This window comes from Streptomyces sp. NPDC050263 (assembly GCF_040655955.1).
GTDB lineage: Bacteria > Actinomycetota > Actinomycetes > Streptomycetales > Streptomycetaceae > Streptomyces.
Genome location: NZ_JBFAKW010000038.1, coordinates 17,795 through 36,188, shown reverse-complemented (window position 1 = coordinate 36,188; position 18,394 = coordinate 17,795). Strand labels below are relative to the sequence as shown.

General features: G+C 73.3%; 17 protein-coding genes. 8 read left to right on the top strand and 9 right to left on the bottom strand.

What is annotated here, in order from left to right:
• Window position 1: 1 nt before the first annotated feature.
• Entirely contained in the window at window positions 2-367 is a 366-nt protein-coding gene (locus tag AB0J04_RS19165) for a hypothetical protein (RefSeq protein ID WP_363169658.1), read from the bottom strand.
• Window positions 368-525: 158 nt separating this feature from the next.
• Here AB0J04_RS19165 and AB0J04_RS19160 point away from each other — a divergent pair, with 158 nt between their 5' ends.
• On the top strand, window positions 526-756 hold the full coding sequence (locus AB0J04_RS19160) for a hypothetical protein (protein WP_363169657.1): 231 nt from the start codon (window positions 526-528) through the stop codon (window positions 754-756).
• Between the two features lie 33 nt (window positions 757-789).
• On the opposite strand, the gene AB0J04_RS19155 is transcribed toward AB0J04_RS19160, so the two are convergent.
• On the bottom strand, window positions 790-3,693 hold the full coding sequence (locus AB0J04_RS19155; RefSeq protein ID WP_363169656.1) for an AAA family ATPase: 2,904 nt from the start codon (window positions 3,691-3,693) through the stop codon (window positions 790-792).
• Between the two features lie 309 nt (window positions 3,694-4,002).
• On the opposite strand from AB0J04_RS19155, the gene AB0J04_RS19150 reads away from it, so the two are divergent.
• The 3 genes from AB0J04_RS19150 (at window position 4,003) to AB0J04_RS19140 (ending at window position 7,612) form a co-directional block, all read left to right on the top strand.
• A complete protein-coding gene (locus AB0J04_RS19150) occupies window positions 4,003-4,764 on the top strand; it encodes a response regulator transcription factor (RefSeq protein WP_363169655.1) in 762 nt (253 codons plus the stop codon).
• A gap of 185 nt (window positions 4,765-4,949) precedes the next feature.
• Complete coding sequence (locus AB0J04_RS19145; RefSeq protein ID WP_363169654.1) at window positions 4,950-5,624, top strand: DUF4255 domain-containing protein; 675 nt, start codon at window positions 4,950-4,952, stop codon at window positions 5,622-5,624.
• Window positions 5,621-7,612, top strand: a complete 1,992-nt coding sequence (locus AB0J04_RS19140; RefSeq protein WP_363169653.1) for an ATP-binding protein — start codon at window positions 5,621-5,623, stop codon at window positions 7,610-7,612. The genes AB0J04_RS19145 and AB0J04_RS19140 overlap by 4 nt, the downstream gene beginning before the upstream one ends.
• 16 nt (window positions 7,613-7,628) lie before the next feature.
• Here the strand turns inward: AB0J04_RS19140 and AB0J04_RS19135 are convergent, their stop codons facing one another.
• The 4 genes from AB0J04_RS19135 to AB0J04_RS19120 form a co-directional block, all read right to left on the bottom strand.
• On the bottom strand, window positions 7,629-8,288 hold the full coding sequence (locus tag AB0J04_RS19135; RefSeq protein ID WP_363169652.1) for a hypothetical protein: 660 nt from the start codon (window positions 8,286-8,288) through the stop codon (window positions 7,629-7,631).
• A 341-nt stretch (window positions 8,289-8,629) separates the two neighbouring features.
• Window positions 8,630-10,027 carry a ricin-type beta-trefoil lectin domain protein gene (locus tag AB0J04_RS19130; protein WP_363169651.1) on the bottom strand — a complete coding sequence of 466 codons (1,398 nt, stop codon included), beginning with the start codon at window positions 10,025-10,027 and terminating at the stop codon, window positions 8,630-8,632.
• Window positions 10,028-10,163: 136 nt separating this feature from the next.
• The gene (locus AB0J04_RS19125) at window positions 10,164-11,585 is read right to left on the bottom strand and encodes a hydrolase (RefSeq protein WP_363169650.1); all 1,422 of its coding nucleotides are present in this window, start codon (window positions 11,583-11,585) and stop codon (window positions 10,164-10,166) included.
• Between the two features lie 83 nt (window positions 11,586-11,668).
• Window positions 11,669-13,489, bottom strand: coding sequence for a DUF4157 domain-containing protein (locus tag AB0J04_RS19120; protein WP_363169649.1), 1,821 nt, complete (start codon window positions 13,487-13,489; stop codon window positions 11,669-11,671).
• A gap of 225 nt (window positions 13,490-13,714) precedes the next feature.
• Here AB0J04_RS19120 and AB0J04_RS19115 point away from each other — a divergent pair, with 225 nt between their 5' ends.
• The 4 genes from AB0J04_RS19115 to AB0J04_RS19100 all read left to right on the top strand — a co-directional run bounded on the left by AB0J04_RS19115 (window position 13,715) and on the right by AB0J04_RS19100 (window position 16,499).
• Window positions 13,715-15,316 carry a phage tail sheath subtilisin-like domain-containing protein gene (locus AB0J04_RS19115; RefSeq protein ID WP_363169648.1) on the top strand — a complete coding sequence of 534 codons (1,602 nt, stop codon included), beginning with the start codon at window positions 13,715-13,717 and terminating at the stop codon, window positions 15,314-15,316.
• Between the two features lie 72 nt (window positions 15,317-15,388).
• Window positions 15,389-15,832: a phage tail protein gene (locus AB0J04_RS19110; RefSeq protein WP_020132887.1), complete on the top strand. Its 444-nt coding sequence runs from the start codon at window positions 15,389-15,391 to the stop codon at window positions 15,830-15,832.
• Window positions 15,832-16,344, top strand: a complete 513-nt coding sequence (locus AB0J04_RS19105) for a hypothetical protein (protein ID WP_363169647.1) — start codon at window positions 15,832-15,834, stop codon at window positions 16,342-16,344. Before AB0J04_RS19110 ends, AB0J04_RS19105 begins: the two co-directional genes overlap by 1 nt.
• Window positions 16,341-16,499, top strand: a complete 159-nt coding sequence (locus AB0J04_RS19100; protein ID WP_020132885.1) for a DUF6760 family protein — start codon at window positions 16,341-16,343, stop codon at window positions 16,497-16,499. Before AB0J04_RS19105 ends, AB0J04_RS19100 begins: the two co-directional genes overlap by 4 nt.
• A gap of 50 nt (window positions 16,500-16,549) precedes the next feature.
• On the opposite strand, the gene AB0J04_RS19095 is transcribed toward AB0J04_RS19100, so the two are convergent.
• The 3 genes from AB0J04_RS19095 to AB0J04_RS19085 form a co-directional block, all read right to left on the bottom strand.
• Window positions 16,550-16,810 (bottom strand): hypothetical protein, encoded by a 261-nt coding sequence (locus AB0J04_RS19095; RefSeq protein ID WP_363169646.1) that lies wholly within the window; start codon window positions 16,808-16,810, stop codon window positions 16,550-16,552.
• A 738-nt stretch (window positions 16,811-17,548) separates the two neighbouring features.
• Window positions 17,549-18,019: a hypothetical protein gene (locus AB0J04_RS19090; protein WP_363169645.1), complete on the bottom strand. Its 471-nt coding sequence runs from the start codon at window positions 18,017-18,019 to the stop codon at window positions 17,549-17,551.
• Window positions 18,020-18,022: 3 nt separating this feature from the next.
• On the bottom strand, window positions 18,023-18,214 hold the full coding sequence (locus AB0J04_RS19085; protein WP_363169644.1) for a hypothetical protein: 192 nt from the start codon (window positions 18,212-18,214) through the stop codon (window positions 18,023-18,025).
• Window positions 18,215-18,394 lie beyond the last annotated feature (180 nt).

Below are 18,394 nucleotides of genomic sequence, written 5' to 3'. Positions count from 1 at the left end.
CTCACCCGCCGTTCGCGGCGTAGACGGCGTACGGCAGCAGGATCAGGGGGAGGGTCAGCAGCCGGGGCCGGAGCGAGCGGCCCGTGCGCAGGGGGCGCAGGACGTCGAAGAGGACGAGCAGCAGGGCCACGAGCACGCCGAAGAAGACGAGCATGATCAGGACCATGCCGCTGTCCTCGATCTGGTCGTAGGTGCAGTTGTCCATGCCTCGGACGCCGATGTCCTCGTACTGGCAGTGCCCGTGTTCGACGTACCAGCGCGCGCACAGCCCGACGACGGCCGTCGGCAGGCCGATCAGGAGGTGCACCAGGAACGGCGGCAGGTAGCCGCGCAGGGCGGTGAGCGCGGTGCCGATTGCGGGACGCATCCGGTCACTGCACCAGGACCGTGATCATTCGGCTGTGACGGAAGCCACACCTCCGGTCACAGGCCTGTCACACCTGCCCCTGCCCGCACTCCGCGCAGGTGCTCACCGGGCCGGGACCAGCGCGCGGACCTGCCGTCCATGGCCGCCACCGGCCCGGTGTGCAGTCCGCCGCCCAGGGCGGTGACCCGCTCCCGTGGGTCGGCACGGACGTCGACGTCACCTGCCCCACCGGCCTGAAGGCCGTCGCAGGCGCCCGCATCGCCCGCATCGCCCGCATCGCCCGCATCGCCCGCACGGGGAAACGGACCGACGGCACGCGGGTGGACATCCCGGTGACGGTGGTGCGCGTGTCGGGTGACCGGCTGACGTGGTGGTTCGAGCGGTCCTGACCCGACGGGCGGCCGACGGGCTCACGAGCGGGTTCAGTCCTTGCCCAGCGCCCCCGGCAGTTCCGCCCGTCGTCGGATTCCCAGCTTGCGGTAGGTGCTGGTCAGGTGGGTCTCCACGGTGCGGCGGGCCACGTGCAGGAGTTCGGCTATCTCCGTGTTGGTACGGCCCTCCGCCGCGAGTTCCGCTATCCGGCGTTCGCTGCCGGTGAGGGACCCGGAGCCGGTGTGGGCGGGGGTGGTCCGGCGGGCGCCGGCCGTGCGCAGGACCTGCTCGGCGTGGGTCAACAGCCGGACGCTGCCCAGGCGTTCGGCGCGTTCGGCGGCCTCGCGCAGATGCTCGCGCCCCCGGCTGCGTTCGCCCGCGTCGGTCAACTGACAGCCGTGGGCGAGGAGCGAGGCCACGAGTTCCGCCTCGGCCGGGGAGTCCCGCAGGACGGCCACCGCCTCCTCCCCCAGCTCCAGCCCGCGCCGCCCGCGGGTCGCGCGGCCCAGGACGCGCAGGGCCCGTCCCTTGGTGCGCGGGGTGTCCCACACCTGGGCCAGCCGGAGTTCCTCCGTCGCCAGGGCCAGCGCCTCCTGCGGGTTGCCCAGCGCCAGCCGGCACTCCGCGGCCGCCGTCCGCCACGGGGTGACGACCGGGCTGAGGACGGCTCGGGCGGACTGCCGCCGGCCGCACTCCAGGAAGTCGTGGAGTGCGCCGGCGACGTCCCCCTCGGTGAACCGCAGCACGCCCCGCGCGTAGAGGAAGCGGTTGAGTTCCCAGGAGTCGGGGGCGGCGCGCAGGTCGAAGGTGTCGGCGAGGCGTCGCGCCTCCGCTGTGCGGCCCGTCTCGACCAGGGCGAGCAGGGCGTGCGCGTCGACGTTGGCCGGGCCGCAGCCGGTGTGCCGGGCGCGGGCCCCGGGGTGGGCGGCGAGCAGCGTCCCGTACGCGCCGCGCGCCGCCGCGATGTCCCACTCGGTGTCCGTCAGCGCCTGTTCCATCGGGTGCAGGAGGGACGGGTGCTGCCCGGCCAGGCCGCGCTCCACCAGGCGTTCGGCCTCGTCGAGTTCATCGGCCCACTGGGCCACCGCCGCGGCCGTGCCCAGCAGGAACGGCTCGGCGAGGGAGTCGGCGGGCTCGGTCAGCAGGGTGCGCATCCGGCGCATCGCCTCCCGCGCCGCGATGTCCCCCGCGGTCGCCGCGTAGCGGACCAGGAGCGCCTGGCCGGACGCGCCGACCAGCTCCGGGGTGCGTTCGGCGGTGTCGGCGAGCCAGCGGTAGGCCTCCCGGCGGACGGCCTGGTCCTGGTCGGAGAGGAGCGCGGACGCGGTCTGCAGGGTGCGGGCCAGGTCGGGGTGGCCGACCAGCCGCGCCTCCAGCCGGCGCAGCGCCTCCACCGCCGTCCGGACCTCCCCGCGGCCCGCGAGCGCGGTGCCCAGGGCGATGGCCGTGCGGACCTGGTCGCGGGGTTCGGCCGGCAGGTCGAGCGCCTCGGCCAGCCGCGGGATGCCGGCCGGGGCGTCGGTGGAGGCGTACTCCAGGGAGCCGAGCTCGGTGAGAAGGCGCTGGCGCAGATCGTCGGGCAGCGGTTCCTGGAGGGCCCGGCGCAGATAGCGGACGGCGTCGCCCTGACGGCCGTCCCGGACGGCGACGGTGCCGGCGTCGCGCAGCACGCGCAGCGCCCAGGGCAGGCCGGCGGGCGCGCTGCCCAGCAACTGCCGGGCCACCGCGTCGACATGGTCGCCCCGGCGCAGCATCGCCTGGGCCACCGCCCGGTGCGCGTCCTGCCGGCGGGCGGTGGACCATCCGCCGAGGACGGCATCGCGCAGGAGCGGATGCGCGTAGCGGGGGCGGCCTGCGGGGTCGGGGTGCAGCACGCCGAGCCGCGTCATCGCGGTGAACCAGCCGGAGACGCGGGCGGGGTCGGCGCCGGATGCCTCGGCGACGAGAGCGGCGAGACCTTCGGCGGTGTCCGGGGTGGCAGGGGCGCCGGTGAGGTCAGGGGTGCCGGAGGTGCCGGAGGTGCCGGAGGTGCCGGGCGCGCCGTGGCTGACGGTGGAGTCGGTGGGGTCAGTGGGGTCAGTGGGGTCGGTGGGGTCGGTCGGCTGGGTGGCGTCCGCGGTTTCCAGGGGGGTTTCCAAGGGGGTTTCCAGGGCGGCGAGCGTGCGGGCCACCTCCGCGGTCGCCGCGCCCGCGCTGTCCAGCCACCAGGAGACGGCCGCCGGGTAGGAGCCCGGGTACAGCGCGGCGCACGTCCTCGGGACGACCGTCGGCCGCGGGGCGCCGTCGAGGTCGTCGAGGAGGGCGTGCAGGAGCAGCGGGCTGCCGGCGCTCGCGCGCGCGCAGTCCGCGGTGGCCCGGTCGGAGACCGCCGGGAGGGCGGCCCGGACCAGTGCGGCCGAGGCGTCGTCGGTGAGGGGGGCGAGGGTGTGGGTACGCAGCAGGGACGGGGAGAGGGCATGGGTGAGACCGGCGGGACGCGGGTCGATGTCGTACTGACTCCGCTCGGTGGCCACCAGCAGTACCGGTAATCGGTCGATCCGGCGGGCCGCCTCCACGAACCAGCGGCGCGAGGCCTCGTCGGCGAGGTGGACGTCGTCGACGGCGACCATGAGCGGTGCTTCGTCCGCGTACGAACGCAGCAGTCGCCACAGCCGGGCCGCACTGCCGCGGTCCTCGCCGCCCGGGGAGAAGTCGGCGAACTCCGGTACGGGACCGAGGAGATGGAGGACGGCGGAGAACGGCAGCGCGGTGTCCTCGGGGGAGCAGCGGGCGCGCAGCACACGCAGACCGAGGTGGGTCGCGTGCGCGGCGGCGGCCTCCAGGACGGCGGACCGGCCGGTGCCCGTGGCCCCGCGCAGCAGCACGAGTCGACCGGCGCCGGCCCGGGCCCGCTCGGCCTCCGCGGCGAGCAGCGCGCTTGCTTCCTCGCGTTGCCGCAACAACGGTCCGGTCATCCCAGTCTCCTGCATTCGCGGTCGGGTACGGCGGACATCTGGTCGGGCATGTACAGGTAGAGGCCGTGCGATTCGGCACGGGTCCGCGCAGCCGTTGTGGCGAGGCTCACGAATGCGCGGTCCGTGGCGATCTTCATGCCTCTGACTTGCAGAAATGTGCGCGAACCGTGGTGCCGGACGGCTTGCTCTCGTGGTCCGCCTCGTGGTGCTCCACGATTGCGCGAGTCCCAGGAGTCGCAGAAGTGTGGACGGTAACCATCCGTCACGGCTCCCCGCCGGACGGCGGGCCCGTGAACATAGGGGAAACGGTTGCTCAGCACACCTCGGACATCAGAGACCGCCGCCGCAGGCACGGCAGGCGTCACCGCCGTCACCACCGGCACGGCTGTCACGGTTGTCGGCGCGGCCGTCGCGGGCGGTTCTGCCGCGGGCAGCTCGCCCGGGACCCGGCGGCGGGTTCCCGTGGCCGTCCAGGCGCCGGACCCGATCTCCCGCGAGGGCGCGGTCAGCCAGTTGCGCGGGCGTCCGGAGATCGAGGTCCGCGAGGAGCTCTCGGCGGCCGCCGGCACGGTGGCGCTGCTGATCGAGGACACCCTCGACGAAGCGGCGCTGGCCCGGCTGCGGCGGATCGTGCGCAGCGAGGGGGCGCGGGCGGTGCTCGTCGTGGGCACGATCCGCGAGACCGAGCTGCTGGACGTCATCGAGTGCGGGGTCGGGGCCATCGTCTGGCGTCGCGAGGCGACCGCGCACCGGCTGGTGCAGGCGGTGCTCGCCGCCCACCGCGGTGATGGCGACCTGCCCTCCGACCTGCTCGGCCGGCTGATCAGCCAGGTGGGCACACTGCATCGCGGTACGGCGGGCAGGCCCGGCGTCCCCTCCCTGGGCCTCACACCGAGGGAGGTGGACGTGCTGCGGCTGGTGGCCGAGGGCCTGGACACCGGAGAGATCGCCAGCAAGCTGTCCTACTCCGAACGGACCGTAAAGAACGTCATGCACGGACTCACGACGCGGTTGCATCTGCGCAACCGGGCGCACGCGGTGGCATATGCCCTCCGGGAAGGCTACATCTGACCGAACGGGCAATCGAATGAGGACACGCGGGCAGGACGCGCTGCCCGTCGGCAGGACCCGCCGCGCGTGCGGAAACCGGCCCGCGACGGGCAGGATGGGCAGGCGACCGCTGTCGTCGGCGAAGCACCTGCCGTCGCCGACAACGCGACCGCTGGGCAATCGCAAGGCAATTGAGGAGCACGACGGTGATCCACGAGGTGGACGAGGTCCTCAAAAGCCTGCTCGAAGGCGGCGCGCTCGCCGGCTCCGGCATCGACGTCTCCTTCGAGGCCCCCACCCGTGACTGGGCCGCCCGGCGCAACGCCCCTGTGATCAACACCTACTTGTACGACATCCGCGAGGACGTGTCCCGTCGGCAGCGCGGCCAGATGGCGGTACGCGACGACCGCGACATCGTCGTCAAACGCCGTCAACCCCCGCGCTGGTTCCGGCTGTCGTACCTGGTGACCGCCTGGACGCGGACCCCGCAGGACGAACACCGGCTGCTGTCGGCCGTGTTGGCGACGCTGCTGCCCCGCGAGATGCTGGCGGCCGACGAACTCCCCGGCTCCCTGGGCGCGTTGGGCCTCGCCGTGCCGTTGACCGTGGCCGGCATCCAGACCGAGTCCCGTTCCCTCGCCGAGATCTGGTCCGCCCTGGGCGGCGAGCTCAAGCCCTCCCTGGACCTGGTCGTGACGGCCCCCTTCCCGGCCTACCCGGAGTACGACGCCGGGCCACCGGTCACCGAGGGCGCGGCGGTCCGGCTGCGCGGCATGGACGGCGACCCGCCGGAGTCCGGCGAGCGCGCCCACCGCCCCCACCAGGTGGCCGCGGCCCGCGCCGCCCGTGAGGCCGCGGCCCGGCCGCCGAGCAAGCCGTGACCGACACCCGCACCGGGGAGTCCGCGGTCGTCGCCGAGCCGACGGGGCTGCTCCCGCGCCTCGCCGCGCTGCGCGAGCGGGTCGCCGCCCTGGTCGACCACCGCGCCGCCACCGACCCCACGGCCACCGACCCGCTCCGCGGCCTGTACCTCTCCGAGGACGCGGTGCGCCACCTGCTGTCCGCCGGCCCACGGCCCCCCGCCGGCGACCTCACCCCCTCCCTCGATCCGCCCGACGCCCTCCTCGCGCTGGCAGCGCGGCTGCGTCTCACCGGGCTCGACGCCGCGATCCTCCTCGTGTCCCTCGCACCCGACCTCGACCGCTCCTTCGAGCCGCTGTACGGCTACCTCAACGACGACGTGAGCAGACGGCGGGCCACGGTGGGGCTCGCCCTCGACCTGTGCGGAGCGCCCGCGCACCTGGCCGCGGCCCGGGCCCGCTTCCACTCCGCGGCGCCCCTGCGCGCGTACGGCCTGCTCGACGTGGAGGATCCCGAACGCCCGTTCCTCTCCCGCCCGTTGCGCGTCCCGGACCGGCTGCTCGCCCACCTCCTCGGCGACGACACCCCGGACGCGGCCCTGCACGGCTTCCTCCACGAACTCCCCCCGCCGCTGCCCGCCGACGACGAGGACTTCGTCCACCGGCTGGCGCACCGGCTGCGGGACGGCGGCCCGCGCACCGTCTATCTGCGCGAGCACCGGGAGGGCGACGGCCTGGCCGCGATCGCCTCGGCCCTCGGCGCCGCCGGCCTCGACGCCCTGCGCTTCGCCGGCCCCGACGACCGCGTCGCCGACCTCCTGCGCGAGGCCCGGCTCACCGACCGGGCCGTGGTCCTGTCCGGCCTGCCGGACAAACCGGGCGATCTGATCGGCGCGTTGGCCGACGCCCCGGACGTCACCGTCCTCCTCACGGACCCGCGCCCCTACGACCCGCACTGGTCCACCCACGACCCGCTGGTCCTGGACGCACCGCGCCGCAGGACGGGCGGGACGGCGGCCTGGGCGGTGGCGCTCGGCGGGGCGGAGCCGGGATTCGACCTCGCCACCACCGTCGCCCCGTACCGCCTGGGCGGCGAGCGGATCGCCCGGGCCGCGCACGCCGCCTCCGCGCTCGCCGCCTTCGAGGGCGTGCCGCTCACCGCCGACCACGTCCGCCTGGCCGCCCGCCAGCAGTCGGCGTCCGGCCTGGAACGGCACGCGCGACGGATCCGTCCCGACGTCGGCTGGACGGACCTGGTCCTGCCCGACCGCCCGCTGACCCAACTGCACGAACTCGCCCTGCGCGCCCGGCACCGCGACCGCGTGCTGGGCGAGTGGCGCCTCAGCGCGGGCGGCGGCCGGGGCAGAGGGGTGCTCGCCCTGTTCGCCGGCGAGTCCGGCACCGGAAAGACCCTGTCGGCCGAGGTCGTGGCCGCCGAACTGGGCCTGGACCTCTACGTCGTCCAGCTCTCCTCGGTCGTCGACAAGTACGTCGGCGAGACCGAGAAGAACCTGGAACGCATCTTCACCGAGGCCGACCGCACCGACGCCGTGCTGCTCTTCGACGAGGCCGACGCCGTCTTCGGCAAACGGTCCGAGGTCAAGGACGCGCACGACAAGTACGCCAACATGGAGAGCGCCTACCTGCTCCAGCGCCTGGAGTCCTTCGACGGCATCGCGCTGCTCACCACCAACCTGCGCGCCAACATCGACGAGGCGTTCACCCGCCGCCTCGACCTGGTCGTCGACTTCCCGTTCCCCGACCCCGGCCAACGGGTCGCCCTCTGGCGGCACGGCCTGGCCCACGTCCCGTGCGTCGACGGCATCGACCCCACGCCCCTGGCCAAGGACTTCGAACTGGCCGGCGGCTCGATCCGCAGCGCGGTCGTGACGGCCGCCTACCTGGCCGCCGGCCGGGGCGAACAGGTCGCCGACGCCGACCTCCTGGAAGGCGCCCGCCGCGAATACCGCAAGGCGGGCCGCCTGGTCCCGGGCGAGGCGAACTGGTAGTTCCCGCCCATCCGGCTCACCAGTGGTCGAGCGAGCCGATCAGCAGGAAGCCGGCGGCCCCCGCGAACACGAGGGCAAGGACGACCTCGACGACGAGCCCGATCCCGGTGTCCAGGCCGTAGGCCAGGGCATGCGTCGCGATGGCCACCGGCAGCAGACTCATGAACATCCAGGCGAACATGCGGAAGCCGAGCGCGAAGAAGCCGTCCCACCAGCCGAGCAGCAGCCCCCACAGCAGCAGTCCCAGGCCGAAGTGGGCCCCGTACAGCCAGATGTTGAGCGTGCCGCCGGACTTCGGCATGAACCACTGCGCGCCACCCGTCACCTCCACGCCGACGACTTCCCCGTGCCAGAGCCGCAGCGTGACCGGCTTGCCCTTCTCGGCCTTGTCATGGAAACCCGACGACACGTCACGGGCCTGCCGGGAGCCGTCGGCCCGCTGCCAGGTGACCTCGTAGTGGGTGGTCGTGTCCGTGTACGTCACACCGTTCGCGTCGGTGCGCGTCGTGGTCGTGGTGTAGGTGCGCCGCCCGACGACGGAACCCGCCTCGCTGTCGAGGCAGTCCCCGGCGTCCCGCTCGCACGCCACGGCCCCGCGGAACTCCCGGATCTGCCGATACGGATCGGCGGCGCCGACAAGCGCCACCACCAGCACGGCCACCCCCAGCGCGACCACCGTCCACCGCCCGGCGGAACGCCCGGGCAGCGATGAACGCGGTAAAGGCAGACGGAACCGGCGACGACTGCTCACAACCCACCCCCTGGCGATCGCCCGCGCCCACGGAGCGAATCGCTGCCCCCTTGATACCCGCTCACGGTGCGACGACGCCCCGGAGACAGGAGACAGGCGTCAACCCCGCCGCTCGGCCCCCACCGGCCAGACGACGTCAACAGGCAGCCCCGCCGCCCGCGCCTCCGACACCGCGTCCGCCGTACCACCGTCCCTGCCGCTCGGAGGCTCCCCGTTCCACACGGCGACGAGCCGCTCGGCGCGACGCAACGCGGGAACCGGAGTCCCTACTGTGCCCGCCACTTCTGGTTCGAGGTGCCCGAGCAGGTCCACAGTTGGAGTTTGGTGCCGTTGGCGGTGCCCTTGTCCTTGGCGTCGATGCACTTGTCCGCCTGGGGGTTGACCAGGTCGCCGGCCTGACTCAGGACCCACTGCTGGGCGGGGTTGCCGCTGCAGTTGGCGAGCTGGATGACCGCGCCGTCGTCCCGTGAGCCCCAGGCGACGTCCATGCACAGGCCGAGCGAGCGCACCGTGCCGTCGCTCTTGAAGATCCACTTCTGGTTCGCCGACCCGGCGCAGTCCCACAGCTGGAGCGGCGTGCCGTCCTTGCCCTTGCCGTTCTGGGCGTCGGTGACGTCGATGCAGCGCTTCGAACCGGTGCCGATGATGATCGCTCCGGGCACGACGGCCGGCGCCTTCGTGGAGTTCGAACCGCCCCCGCTCCCGCTGCCGCTGCCGCTCCCGCTGCCGCTTCCACCGCCCGACCCCGAGCCGGAGCCGGAGCCGGAGCCGCTGCCGCCGTTGTCCTGGGCCGGCGCGGAGGGCGTCTGCTGGGGTGGCAGGGGATCGGCGGAGGCGTCCACCCGCGGCGCGGACGGCGCGGAGACGGAGGGGCTGGGCAGTGCCGTCGCGCCGGCCTCCTCGGTCTTCGGCTGGGCCAGCGACCGCACCTGCGGCTTGTACGTCAGCCAGATCATCACGAACGCGATCGCGACGGCGAGCATGAGGCTGAGCGCCGTCGCCAGCCAGCGGGGGAGGAAGCCGCGTTGGACGAACGTCCCGTCCACCGAGAGCGGGACCGCGCCCGAGCGCTGCACGTTCAGCGCGTACGGGCGCTGTTCCTTCGAGCCGAACCAGATGATCTGGCGCGGGCGCAGGGTCGTGTCGACGAACACCGCCCGGCCCGGCTCGATCTGGACGCTGCCCGGGCTGAACTCGTAGCCGAGGTGGTCGCCCATGTCGGCGCCCGCGACGGACGCCGTCACGCGCGTGTTGCCGAGGTTGTCGACGGCCAGGCGGGGGCGGCCCCGGAACCGTCCCTTCACCGTCGGCGGCACCAACTCGGCCCGCACCTCGGTGAACGGGGTGATCGTCAGGTTCCCCTCGGGGACCGTCACCGCGTCCGGATACTCGGTCGGCGTGATGCGCACCGCGTAGGGATTCGGACCCGCCGTCGCGTCCGGGGTGCGGGGCGGGGAGAAGGTCAGGTCGACCGTGCCCGTCGTCCCCGGGTAGAGGCGGAGCGTCTGCGGCTCCACCGTCGTCCAGGGCGCCACACTCCCCACCGGCTCGAAGCGGTACTCGTCGACGACGTCACCGGTGTTGCGCACCCGCAGCCGTACGGTCGTGCTGCCGCCGGGATCAACGGTCGCCGCGGCCGGTTCCAGAGAAGTCCACAGAGTCACCTGGCGACGTTACGACGCGGGCCGCGAGGCAGTCAGCAGGCCGCGGGGCACGACCGCTGCCCGAAAGGGACGAACGGACGTGCCCCGGCACGCGGTTTCGGACGGAGATCCAGGTCCTCGGGAGTCAGGTGCGATCTCAGACCGTGAAGCGGACCGCTTCCAGTTGGAGCTTCTGCTCCATGGGGCTGCCGCCGTAGATCCAGTCGCCCGGCTTCGTGCAGCTCTTCCCCAGCCAGCCCCGGTCCTTGATGTGCGCGGTCTGGCAGACGGAGCCCTCGATCGTCCTGATCGTGAAGCCCTCCATCACCGAGACCGCCGCCTTGCTGGAGCCCATCCACATGTTGACGCCGTCCGAGGCCTTCGACCACTTGTCCCCGGTCAGCCAGCCCCCGACCACATGGGCGGCGTTGCCCGTGACCCCGCCGGTCCTCGCCGTGGCGATGTTGAGGGCCTTGATGGGCAGGTTCTTGCCGGTCGTGCCGGCGATCGCGCCGTCGCAGACCGGGTCCTGCCAGCCCTGGTCCGCGATGAACGCCATGTAGCAGATGTGCCGCCCGTCGCTGCGCGCCGCGAGCTTGTTCACGGCGTCGGCCGCCGTCTCCTGCTTGGGCTTCACGGGGGCCTTCGACTCGCTCCCGCCGCCGTCCCCGCTGCCACTGCCGCTGCCGCTGTCGGCCGCGGCCTGGCTGCTGGCGGGCGCCTCGACCACGACGGGCGCCGTCGGGGTGGGCACCAGGGCCGGGGCGTCGGGCGACGCCGAGGGGCTGGGCGCCAGGGTGCTGACGCCGGCCTCCTCGACCTTCGGCTGGGCCAGCGACCGCACCTGCGGCTTGTAGGTCAGCCAGATCATCACGAACGCGATCGCGAGGGCCAGGGTCAGGCTGAGCGCCGTCGCCAGCCAGCGGGGAAGGAAGCCGCGCTGCACGAACGTGCCGTCCACGGACAGCGGGACCGCGCCCGAACGCTGCACGTTCAGCGCGTAGGGCTGCTCCTCCTTCGACCCGAACCAGATGATCTGGCGCGGGCGCAGGGTGGTGTTCACGAACACCGCCCGGCCGGGCTCGATCTGCACGTTGGCCGGCTGGAGCTCGTACGAAAGCCGGTCCCCGTTGTCACTGCCGCTGAGCGAGGCGGTGACCTTGGTGTTGCCGATGTTGTCGACGGCGAGACGGGGGCGGCCCCGGAACCGTCCCTTCACCGTCGGCGGCACCAACTCGGCCCGCACCTCGGTGAACGGCGTGATCGTCAGGTTCCCCTCGGGAACCGTCACCGCCTCCGGATGCTCGGTCGGCGTGATGCGCACCGCGTAGGCGTTGGGGCCGGCCGTCGCGTCCGGGGTGCGGGGCGGGGCGAACGTCAGCTCGACCGTCCCCGTCGTACCGGGGAAGAGCCGCAGGGTGGGCGGCTCCACCGTCGTCCAGGGCGCCACACTCCCCACCGGCTCGAAGCGGTACTCGTCGACGACGTCACCGGTGTTGCGCACCCGCAGCCGTACGGTCGCCCGGCTACCGGGGTCGACGGTGACGGAGGCAGGTTCGAGGGAGGTCCACAAAGTCACCCCAGCGAGGCTACGTCCGGCCCCGTTCGAGCGTCATGAGGCCCAGGGGCACGGGGGTGTGCCCGTTCGGGCAGCTCCGCGGGTCACAGGTCCTGGTGGTAGCGGTCGGCGCTGTCCTGGATGAAGTGGGCGAAGGACTTCGCCGCGAACGCCGGCCACTCGTCGATGGCGAGGACCGGCACCCGCCGCAGCTCGACCAGGATCTGCTTGCGATCCTCCGTCGCGGGTCCGCCCTGCTGCGCCGGCGCCCCGATGTCGACGGAGTCCAGCGGACCGGCCCAGACCGGGTCCACTCCCTGCATCACCTTGTTGACGATGCCATCGCAGACGCCCCTCTTCTCGATCAGGTCCTCGCTCACCTGGCACATCAGCTGCACCACGGCCTTCGCGGCCACCTCGGAGCCGATCACGTCGCTCGTTTCCAGTTCCTGCCACAGCCTGCCCATATGGGTCTTGAGCAGCACCGGCTGGTCCTTGGGAAGCGCGGTGGGGTACCACGCCTGGTGCACGGCGGCCGCGGTCAGCACCTGGAGCAGGCCGCGGACGCTGCCGAGCTTCTCGGGAGACGTGTCCTCCATGCCGAAGGTACGAGCGAGCACACCGGCGTCGACGGAGAGCACCTTCGCAGCGACCTTGGCGTTGTCCTCCATCTCCTGCTTGGTGTCCTCCGCCTTCCAGAACGTCCCCCGGTCGGCGCCGTAGAAGTCCTGGAAGTGCTGATCGTCGCCGCCCGCGTGCTCGTAGAGGGCGGGCAGGGAGTCCAGCGGCACATCGGGGTTCACCTGCGGCTGCCCCGCGCTGTCGGGGACGAAGACGGTCACGTACTTGTCGCCGATCTCGAACTCCGGTGCCGCATCGGAGTCAGCCTTCTGCTCGTGCTTGGTCGCCGCCTCCAGGAACTTCGCCACCCGACTGATCTCGCCCATGACCTCGACGAGTTTCTCCATGCTCGCGAAGGGCTGGGTGACGAACTCCAGGTTCTTGCCGTCCTTGACGACGTACCACTGGTCTTGGCCCCTGCCGTAGTGCTTGGCCTCGGCGTCGTACACGTCGGGCTCCGACTCGGACGACTGCGATTTCGTCTCGTCCGAGGCGAAGAGGCCGTCGTCCGAGCTCGACTCCGTGCCCCCCTTGACCTCGACCTCGCTTCGCAGCTGCTGGAACTCGAAGCCGATCCGCGCCGGTGTCTCCGCCCGGCGCTGGACGAACGCGCCGACGTCCCCCGCGGGCGCCGTCGCCGAAGACGCGTGGTCGGCGTGACCGGCGTGGTCGTGTCCGGCGTGACCGGTGTGCTCGGCGTGACCGGTGTGCTGCTCGACCGCGCGCTGCACCGGCGCCGGGCCCGCCATCACGCGCCGCGCGTTGGCCTCGGCGGCGCGCTCGTAGCTGTCGCCCGGGTCGCTGACCCGCAGTCCGCCGCCGTTGTCGGCGCCGGAGACCGGGCCCTGGCGCTGCTGGACGACATGGGTGAGCTCATGGGCGAGGGTGTGCTTGTCGCGGCCGTCCCACACGACGTGGTCGCGCGAGGTGTACGCCGTCGCGCCGATCTCGGCGGCCGAACGCTGGGCGACGGTGTCGGTGTGCACCCGTACGGAACTGAAGTCGACGCCTCCGAACCGGGCCGACATCTCACCGGCCAGCGCCCCGTTCAGCGAACTGCCGGGCGAGTTCAGGACCTGGTGGACCAGGGAGCTGCGCTGCACCGCGGGCTGCTGCTCGTGTCCGCAGCCGGCGGAGTGCTGGTGGCGCTCGGTCTCGACGGCGCGGGAGACCGCCGCGTTGCCCGCGAGCCGCTGAAGGTCGAGTACCCCGGCCGCCCACCCCGGGGCGCGGGTCGGACGAGCGGCAGGCCGGCGACCGGGCGTCCCTTCCTTCGCTGAGGTGCCCTTGCCCTGCGCGCGCACGAGCATTCCTTTCGACGGTGAAGAAGCCACGTCAGCGCATCAGACTGGTCGAGAACGCCGGAGCGGGCAAGGGACCGGGGGACATGCCGGGTGGGCGCGACCGGCGGAAGTTGCCCTTCCGGTCACGGAGGCTGCCCCCGGTTCGGCACCGGAGGCCGTTTCGGGGGACGCGCTTCGCGCGTGAGGGTGGCAAAGTCCTGACGCGTACCCCGAGGAGAGCACAGCATGCCGTCCTACCTGTCGCCCGGCGTATACGTCGAGGAGGTGGCCAGCGGCTCCCGCCCGATCGAGGGGGTGGGCACCTCGGTGGCGGCCTTCGTCGGGCTCGCCCCGACCGGCCCCCTGAACGAGCCGACCCTGGTGACCAACTGGACCCAGTACGTGGCGGCGTTCGGTGACTTCACCGACGGCTACTACCTGGCGCACTCCGTCTACGGCTTCTTCAACAACGGCGGCTCGGCGGCGTACGTGGTGCGCGTCGGCGGCACCGCGGCGGGCGCGAACGGCGACGCCAAGTCCCCGGCGGCGGTGGGCGGTTCCGCCGCGCAGGCGGCGCTGCCGGCCGGCGAGCCGAAGCAGCTCGGCACCTTCACCGTGACGGCCCTCGCGGCCGGCGCGAGCGGCGGCCCGCTGAGCGTCGAGGTCGCGGACGCGGAGGGCGAAGGCCCCGCCGAGCGCTTCAAGCTGATCGTCAAGGACGGCGACAAGGCCGTCGAGACGTTCGACGTGTCGGCGAAGAAGGGCAACCGCTCCTACGTCGTCACCCAGGTCAAGGAGCGCTCGAAGCTCATCGCCGTGGCCGAGGCCGCGCCGGCCGCGCAGCTGGCCCGCCCGGAGAACCAGACGGTCGCGCTGACCGCGCCGGCCGCCTCGGCCGCCGCCGTCCCGGGCGGCTCCGCCCCCGACGACGTCGCCTCCGTCGGCCCCGCGCAGTACCTGGGCGACAGCTCCGACCGCACCGGCTTCGGCGGCCTGGAGGCCGTCGACGAGGTGTCCATGGTCGCGGTGCCCGACCTCATGGCCGCCTACCAGCGCGGCGCGATCGACCTGGAGCAGGTCAAGGCCGTCCAGCTGGGCCTGATCGCGCACTGCGAGCTGATGGGCGACCGCGTCGCGATCATCGACCCGCCGCCCGGCCTGAATGCCCGTCAGATCCGGGTCTGGCGCCAGGAGACGGCAGGCTACGACTCCAAGTACGCGGCCCTGTACTACCCCTGGATCAAGTCCTTCGACCCGGCCTCCGGCCAGGCCCGGCTGATCCCGCCGAGCGGTCACGTGGCCGGCGTGTGGGCCCGCAACGACTCCGAGCGCGGCGTGCACAAGGCTCCCGCGAACGAGGTCGTGCGCGGCGCGGTGGACCTGGAGATCCAGATCACCCGCGGCGAGCAGGACCTGCTCAACCCGATCGGCGTGAACTGCATCCGGGCGTTCCCGGGCCGCGGCATCCGCATCTGGGGCGCCCGCACCCTGTCCTCCGACCCGGCCTGGCGCTACCTGAACGTCCGCCGGTACTTCAACTACCTGGAGGAGTCGATCCTGATCGGCACCCAGTGGGTGGTGTTCGAGCCGAACGACCACGCCCTGTGGGCCCGGATCCGGCGCAACGTCTCGGCGTTCCTCGTGAACGAGTGGCGCTCGGGCGCCCTGTTCGGCGCACGCCCCGAAGAGGCTTACTACGTCAAGTGTGACGAGGAGTCCAACCCGCCGGAGTCGGTCGACCTCGGCCGGGTCATCTGCGAGATCGGCATCGCGCCGGTCAAGCCCGCCGAGTTCGTGATCTTCCGGCTGGCGCAGTTCTCCAGCGGAAGCGGGGAGTTGGAGGAGTAGGCCGGAGCAGGCCGCCTCCAACTCCGTAGTCCCCTTCCTCAACTCCCTCAGCTCACTTAGAAGGAAAGCCAGATGAGTCTCCAGCCGGGTGACGCCCTTACTTCACACAATTTCGGCCTGCAGATCGACGGCGTGATGGTCGAGTACCTCGCCGAGGTCAGCGGCCTCAGCCTCGAACAGGACGTCATCGAGTACCAGCAGGTCTCCGCGCAGGGCAAGCCGGTCACCAAGAAGCTGCCCGGCGTGAAGAAGGCGGGCACCTGCACGGTCGTGCGCGGCATGACCCAGTCCGCGGCGTTCAACCAGTGGATCACCGAGTCGATCAACGGCGTGATGGGCACCGCCCGCAAGAACGCCACGATCATGGTGATGGACTACCAGAACAACCCGGTCAAGCGGTACAACATGCGCAACGCCTGGTGCAGCAAGATCGACACCAGCTCGGTGAAGGCCGGCGAGGCCTCCGCGCTGACCGAGACCGTGACGATCACGTTCGAAGAACTGGTCATCGAGTAATGCGGCGTACGGCTGTCCGGGCGGCGGCGGCGAGCGGGGAGCCGCAGGAGGCGCTCCCGCCCGCGACCGCCGTGCCCGAGTCCACCTTCGCGGGGCCCGCGGCTCCCGCGCCTGCTCCGGCTCCCGCCCCGGCGGCGTACCGGCTGCAGACGGAGTTCCCCTTCGAACTGCCCCGCGGTTACGTCGACGAGGCGGGCACGGTCCACCGCGACGGCGTGATGCGGCTGGCGACGGCACGGGACGAACTCGTCCCGCTCCGCGACATCCGCGTCCAGGAGAACCCGGCGTACCTCTCGGTGGTGCTGCTGGGCCGGGTCATCACCCGGCTCGGCAGCCTGCCGCTGGTCCACGACGGCGTCGTGGAGAGCATGTTCGCCTCCGACCTGGCGTTCCTCCAGGACTTCTACCGCCAGGTCAACGCCGAGGGGCACACCCGCGCCTCGGTGCAGTGCCCCCACTGCTCGGAGCCCTTCGAGGTGGAACTCGGCGGGAGCCGCCTGGGGGAATCGTGACGTACGCGACCGACCGGCTGCACGAGGAGATCGCGTACGTCGCCTACCACTTCCACTGGGGCCAGGACGAGATCCTGGACCTGGAACACCACGACCGGCGCCGTTACGCCGACCAGATCGCTTCCCTGGTGACCCGGGGCGGGGCGGAGGGCTGAGGCATGGGGTTCCTGGAACGGCTGCGGGGCGGACGCGGAGCCCGTGCGGGTCACGAGGGTCGCGGGGGTCGCGAGGACGGTTCGGGTACGCCGTCGGCGACGCCGTCATCGGCAGCGGTGGGCGGTCCGACGGATGCGGCGCCGGCGTCCACACCGGCTCCGGCACCGACGTCGGCTCCGCGCGTCGTCGCGGCCGCCTGGCCGTCGCTGCCGCCCATCCAGCGGACGGCGGCCGGGGGCGACTCGGGTGTCGCCGACGCCGGCTTCGGCGGCCGACTGGCCACCTGGCAGAACCCCTCCTTCACCGCCACCGGCTCCCCCTCGGTACTGGACGCGGGGCCGGGCGGCCTGATGAGCAGCCTGCGGACGGCTCCACCGGTCGAACAACCCGAGCGGATGGCCGCGCCGCCTCGGGCAACGCCGCTCCAGCATGTCCAGCGTGCGGTCCCTTCGACTCCGCCGCCCCCGTCGTCCCCATCAGCCCCGTCAGCTCCGTCAGCTCCGTCAGCTCCCTCGGCCGGTATACCGCTGCAGCCGCCCGGCCGGACGGCTCCCGCACCCCCGCCGACTCCCGCCCCGGTTCCGCCCACGGCTCCGGCTCCGGTTCCGGCTCCGGTTGCCTCGGCGGCGCCGACGGTGCCCGTGGTGTCGGCACGACCGACGGCGCCTGCGACGCCCGCTCCGGCTGCCGCGTTCCCGACGCGCGGCATCCGGGTGTCCCCGGCGAGCCCGGGACCGGCGACGGCACCGGCCTCCGTCCCGTTGACCAGGTCCGCTTCGGCGCCGGTGCAGCGCCGTACGCTGCCCGCCCGGCCGACGCCCGCACCCGCGTCGACGTCCGCCGGCACCGGTTCCGCGCAGCCTTCCGGCCGGGGCACGGACACCGACGGCGGAGGCGCCCCGCCCGCCAAGGAGCCCGCCCCGGGCCCCCGACCGACGGCCCCGTCGGCCCCGTCGCCCGCTCCCGCCCCGGCGGGACCGCCGGCGGCGAGGGCGGGCGGTTCTCCGTCCCCGGCCGCGAGCGCGCCCCCGGTCCCGGCTTCGGGCGGTCAGCCGGTCGGACTGCAGCGGGCGGCGGTACCCCGCCCCGAGCAGGCCGTGCCCGACAACTCCCGGCCGACGATGGCTGCTCCGGACCCGATCCGGGTGCAGCGTGCGGTACCGGTCGTCGCGGGTGACGCAGGCCCCTCGCCGGTGACCGGTGCCAGGCCCGCCACACCCGCCGCACCCGCCGCACCCGCCATATCCGCCGCACCCGCCGCATCCGCCGTGCCCACCGCTCCCGCCCATCCGTTCCCGGTGACCACGACCGCCTCGCCTCCCGCGACTGCCTCACCGGCCGCGCCGGAAGGCTCACCGACTCCGCAGGCGTCAAGAGGCGTGCCGGTCGTGCCCGTCGCGCCCGTAGCCTCCGCCGGTCCCCCTGCGTCGAGTGCCGCGCCCGGCGTGCAGCGGGCCGTGACGACGAGGACGGCACCGTCGCCCCCGAGCAGCCCGCCGCCCACCCCCGCCGCAGCCACACCTCACCCCGTGAGCAGACGCCCTGCCCCCGCCGACACCCCCACCGGGTCGTCGGCCGCCCGCAGTTCCGGCTCCACCCCGGTGTCGGCCCCGGCGCCTGTCACCGACTCGCCCGCGGGCAACAGCAGTCGGACGTCGTCCCCCGCCGTACAACGCGCGGCGACACCGCCCACCACGCCCTCAGACCCCGGCACACCCCCCGCCTCGGCCCCTCACCCGAGCGCGGCACCGGCCCCCCGCACGGAAACGACCTCCGCAGACGCCGGTCGGACGTCACCCCCCGCCGTACAACGCGCGGCGACACCGCCCACCACGCCCTCAGACCCCGGCACACCCCCCGCCTCGGCCCCTCACCCGAGCGCGGCACCGGCCCC